General features: G+C 65.3%; 4 protein-coding genes. 1 reads left to right on the top strand and 3 read right to left on the bottom strand.

The window, feature by feature from the left end:
* Positions 1-134: 134 nt before the first annotated feature.
* From GY937_05125 to GY937_05115, 3 genes are read right to left on the bottom strand one after another with little or no spacing between them, the layout of a single operon-like run.
* Positions 135-1,322, bottom strand: a complete 1,188-nt coding sequence (locus GY937_05125; protein MCP5056093.1) for a glycosyltransferase family 1 protein — start codon at positions 1,320-1,322, stop codon at positions 135-137.
* Positions 1,319-2,083 (bottom strand): ABC transporter ATP-binding protein, encoded by a 765-nt coding sequence (locus GY937_05120; GenBank protein ID MCP5056092.1) that lies wholly within the window; start codon positions 2,081-2,083, stop codon positions 1,319-1,321. Before GY937_05120 ends, GY937_05125 begins: the two co-directional genes overlap by 4 nt.
* Entirely contained in the window at positions 2,080-2,904 is an 825-nt protein-coding gene (locus GY937_05115; GenBank protein MCP5056091.1) for an ABC transporter permease, read from the bottom strand. Before GY937_05115 ends, GY937_05120 begins: the two co-directional genes overlap by 4 nt.
* Before the next feature lie 103 nt (positions 2,905-3,007).
* On the opposite strand from GY937_05115, the gene GY937_05110 reads away from it, so the two are divergent.
* Positions 3,008-4,120 (top strand): glycosyltransferase family 4 protein, encoded by a 1,113-nt coding sequence (locus GY937_05110; GenBank protein MCP5056090.1) that lies wholly within the window; start codon positions 3,008-3,010, stop codon positions 4,118-4,120.
* Positions 4,121-4,258: the final 138 nt, after the last annotated feature.

Here is a 4,258-nt window from a genome sequence, read left to right as displayed (position 1 = left end):
GAAGCACACTCCGCATTCGCGCCACGGAATGGGCATCGACCACCCAAAACGAGATCCGTCAGCGTCAATCGCCGCGCGGCACGCTGAAACATTGGAAAGCCAGCTTCTCAGCCAACTTTCGTGCATAGTTCAGGCTAGAGCTCGCCGAGCCACTCCACCAGGGTCTCGATACGAGCTTCCCAGCCGTGGGATCGGGCCCCGAGGCTGCGGGGAGCCCTCGCCGCCTGCGGCTCGTCCGCCGCCGCCTCCACAGCCCGGCCAAAAGCCGAAGGCGTGCCCGCGGTTCGGACCCCGTCCGGCTCCAGGCCTTCGAGGTTCGGAAGGGCCCGGGCCACCACGGGTAGGCCGGCCGCCAGATACTCCCACAATTTCAAGGGCAAGCTCCCTCGGGTGTGGGCCGTGTCGAGGAATGGGATCAAGGCGACATCGCTGTGCTGCATCCAGGCTGGCAGCTCCTGGTGCGGCCGGGGGCCCAGCGCGTGAACTCTGGGATCCTCGAGAAGTGCCGAAAGCGCGGGCGACATACCGGCCACATCCCCCAGGCCGGTTGCGCCGACCAGCACGAGCGCCGCGTCCGGAAGCGCATCGAGGGCCGCCGCAAGAAGCGCCGGGTCGATTCGATAGGTCGCAAGATTCCCCACGTACAACAGCCGTGGATGCGGCAAGGCACGGAGGTCCGCTGGCTCGGGAAGATCGACTCCCACGGCCTCGGAGAAGAGCGCAGTATCGGCCACGTTGGCGGCGAGCCGGACTTCCGCCCGCTGCTCGGCGAGCCTCTCCGCGAGCACCGGGCTCGATGCCATGACCAGGTCTGCGCGTTCGAGCAAGCGGGTCTCGAGCGCGGCGATCTGCTCCGGATCGACCCCCGGGTTTCCGGCGTAGTCATCGACACAGTGGTACACGAGCGCCCGATGGGAAATCCGATCGGCCACGAACAGGCCCGTCGGCAGGAACGACCAGAGGAGAGGACGTTCCATGTTCAGCTGACGCACGGCCCGGGCGACCTGAGCGCCGAGCGCCCAACCCGAAAGCCACCGAACCCAGCGGGATCGGCTTCCTGGGAGCGCCAACGGGCCCATCACGAAGAGCCCCGGCGCGACCTCCCGCGGCCCGGCGCTGAGCTTTCGAAAGCGGGCCCAGATGCGCTGCACATCATGGGACGAGGAGGCCTTGGGAGCCCTGAGTCCGGTGGACTCCACGAACAGCACGCGGTGGCCGCGAGCCGCAAACCGTCGGGCGATCTGGTGGACATTGACCGGCGCGGGGGTATCCCACACGGCGCTCGCCACGAGCACGAGCGGAACCCCCGGATCCAGGCTCACGCGCTCACTTCCGCTTCGTCCGCCCCGCCACTTGCCGCCACGTACTTGTCCAGCACCTCGTCGGCCTTGCCAAAGCCCCGCAGCTCGCCGCCTTCGAGCCAGAGGCAATGGGTGCAGAGCTCTCGCAGGAACGCGACCTGGTGAGAGACGAGCACGATCACGCGACTGCGACCCATCATGCTCTTGAGGCGCTTGCGGCTCTTGCGCTGGAAGGCGCGGTCGCCAACCGAAAGCACCTCATCGAGAATCAGGATCTCCGGATCCAGGGCTGCCGCCACACTGAAACCGAGACGCGATTTCATCCCCGATGAATAGAAGCGAATCGGTTGATCGATGAACTCACCGAGCTCCGAGAACTCGATGATCTCTTCCATCTTGCCTTCGATGACGCGTCGCGGAAGCCCGAGAAAGGCCGCATTCAGGTAGATGTTGTCGCGCCCGGAGAGATCCCGATTGAAGCCGGCCCCGAGCGAGAGCAGCGTCGAGACTTCCCCGCGAACCTTCACCTTGCCCTCATCCGGCGTCAGGATCTTGGAGAGCGCGAGACATAAGGTGCTCTTCCCCGCGCCATTGCCCCCGATGACTCCCAGGATCTGGCCTTCGTGGCATTGGAAGGACACGCCGCGCAACGCCCACAAGAGCGGCGCATCTCTGCGAAAACCACCGCCGACGAGCAAGCTCTTGATACCGACCCGCCTGCGCTGCTGCAGCCGATAGAAGATGCCGAGATCCTTGACGTCGATGACGAGCGGGGAACTCATAGGAATTTGATCACCCGGCGATCGAAATACTGATACAGGCGCCAGCCACCGAACAGCAGGATGGCGGCCTCGACCGTCAACAACGCCCAGTACTGGGGTTCGAGCATGCGCCCGTAGAACAAGGCCTCGCGGTAACCCGTAAACAGGATCGCGAAGGGGTTCAACATGTACAGCGTCGGAATCCACTCGGCGAAGGGAAGCTTGCCGAGGGGCCCCGAGAGAAAGCGGTCCTGGACCATGTCCACGCCGTAGAGGACCGGGGACACATAGAAGCCGATGCGCGTCAGGTGGCCGATGAAACCCGAGAGATCCCGCACCAACGCTCCGAAGCAGGCCACCCCCAGGCTGAAGCCACATACGACCACCAGCTGCAGGAGCATCAGCAGGGGAAGCTGCAGAAGAGGCATGCCCAACGGGCGATCGAAGGCGACCGCGGTGGCCAACAACACGACGGTGCCGAACAGGAAATTCGAGAAACCGGCGAACACGATCGTCAGGGGCAAGACGATCGTGGGGAACGGGATCGATTTGATCAGCGCATCGCGCCCCCGGAGGATCTTCGCCGAAGCGTTGATGGCGCTCGTGAAGTGCTTCCAAGGCAGCATCGCGCACAAGATGAACACGGGATAGGGGGTGTACTGCTCGCCCCTCCCGAAGATGCCGACCACGACGCCCCAGTAGATGAGCATCATGATCAGGGGGTCGACGAGCCAGAAGAGCCAACCCAGGCGAGTCTCCTGGCTCTCGCTGCGCAGCTGCGCGAGCGTGAGCTCTCGTACCAGATCGCGCCGGGCGACCAGATTGGACCAGTTCGAGATCATCCGGCGGGACGGTCGCGACTTCCCCTCCGCCGTGCAAGCGCGGCCTCATCCAAGAGCGCTCGTGGGGTAGGAACGGACCGCGGGAGCGCTAGGGTTGGCCCCGATGCGGGTGGTCCTGGTACACGACTGGCTGACCGGACTCCGGGGTGGGGAGAAGGTCCTGCATGAGCATGCCCGGCTCTTTCCCCAGGCCGAGGTGCTGACGTTGATCCACGTACCGGGATCGACCACTCCAGAGATCGAGGCCCTGCCGACGACCGCGAGCCCACTCTCGCGTTGGCCCGGCGCCGCAAAGCACTACAGGAAGTGGCTACCCCTGTTTCCGTGGGCGATCGGACGCCTGCGGGTTCCGCCGGGCACCGATCTCGTGCTCTCCAGCAGTCATGCGGTTGCGAAAGGGATCCAGCCGCCGCCCGGCGCCATTCACGTCTGTTACTGCTTCACGCCGATGCGCTACGTCTGGGATCAGGCCGATGCGTATCTCGGCACCGGTGCATTCCGCACACTGGCCACTCCATTGGTCGCGGGCCTTCGCCGTTGGGATGTGCGCACCAGTACCCCCGACCGCGTGCATCACTTCATTGCGATCTCGGAAACCATCCGGGACCGCATCCGTCGACATTACGGCCGCGATTCCGACGTCATCTTTCCACCCGTCGACGTGGATCGTTTCCTTGTGAGCCCCGAACCGCGAGAGGATTTCTTCCTGATGGTCGGCGGTTTCGTCCCCTACAAACGAGAACGTCTGGCCATTGATGCCTTTCGCGAACTGGGTCTGCCGCTCGTCGTCGCCGGCGATGGGCCCTCCCGACAAGGCATCGAGGCCGACGCCCCGGGAAACATCCGCTTCCTCGGGCGGGTCTCCGACCCGGAGCTGACCGGCCTCTACCAACGCTGTCGCGCTCTGGTGTACCCCCAGGAGGAAGATTTCGGGATCATCCCCGTCGAAGCCCAGGCCACCGGGGCGCCCGTCATCGCGTTCGGTGCCGGCGGCGCCAGCGAGACGGTCGTGCCCCTCGACGATGAGCACGGGCGCCCGCCGACCGGTGTGCACTTCCAGCCCCAGACAGCCGCCGGTCTGGTGCAGGCTGTCCGGACCTTCGAGGCGCGCCGCGACGAATTCGAGACGAAGGCCATCCGCGCCCATGCGGAGGCCTTCTCGATCCCGCGCTTTCACCGCGAGATGCGGGAGGCCATCGAGCGCGCGATGGCTTGAGTGTAGACGCTCACTCAGAAGCGTAGAAATCTGATCATTTGGCCGGGGGGCGACGCAGCCCGCCGTTCCGGATTCCGATTCAGATCTTCCGGGTCGAAAGGTCCTTGACCCAGGGCGAACGCCCTCCCGGCTCGACCG

It is taken from the genome of bacterium, from assembly GCA_024228115.1.
In the GTDB taxonomy this organism is placed as follows: domain Bacteria; phylum Myxococcota_A; class UBA9160; order UBA9160; family UBA6930.
Note: the sequence above shows the minus strand (reverse complement) of the source record. Positions and strands in the feature narration are given on the sequence as shown.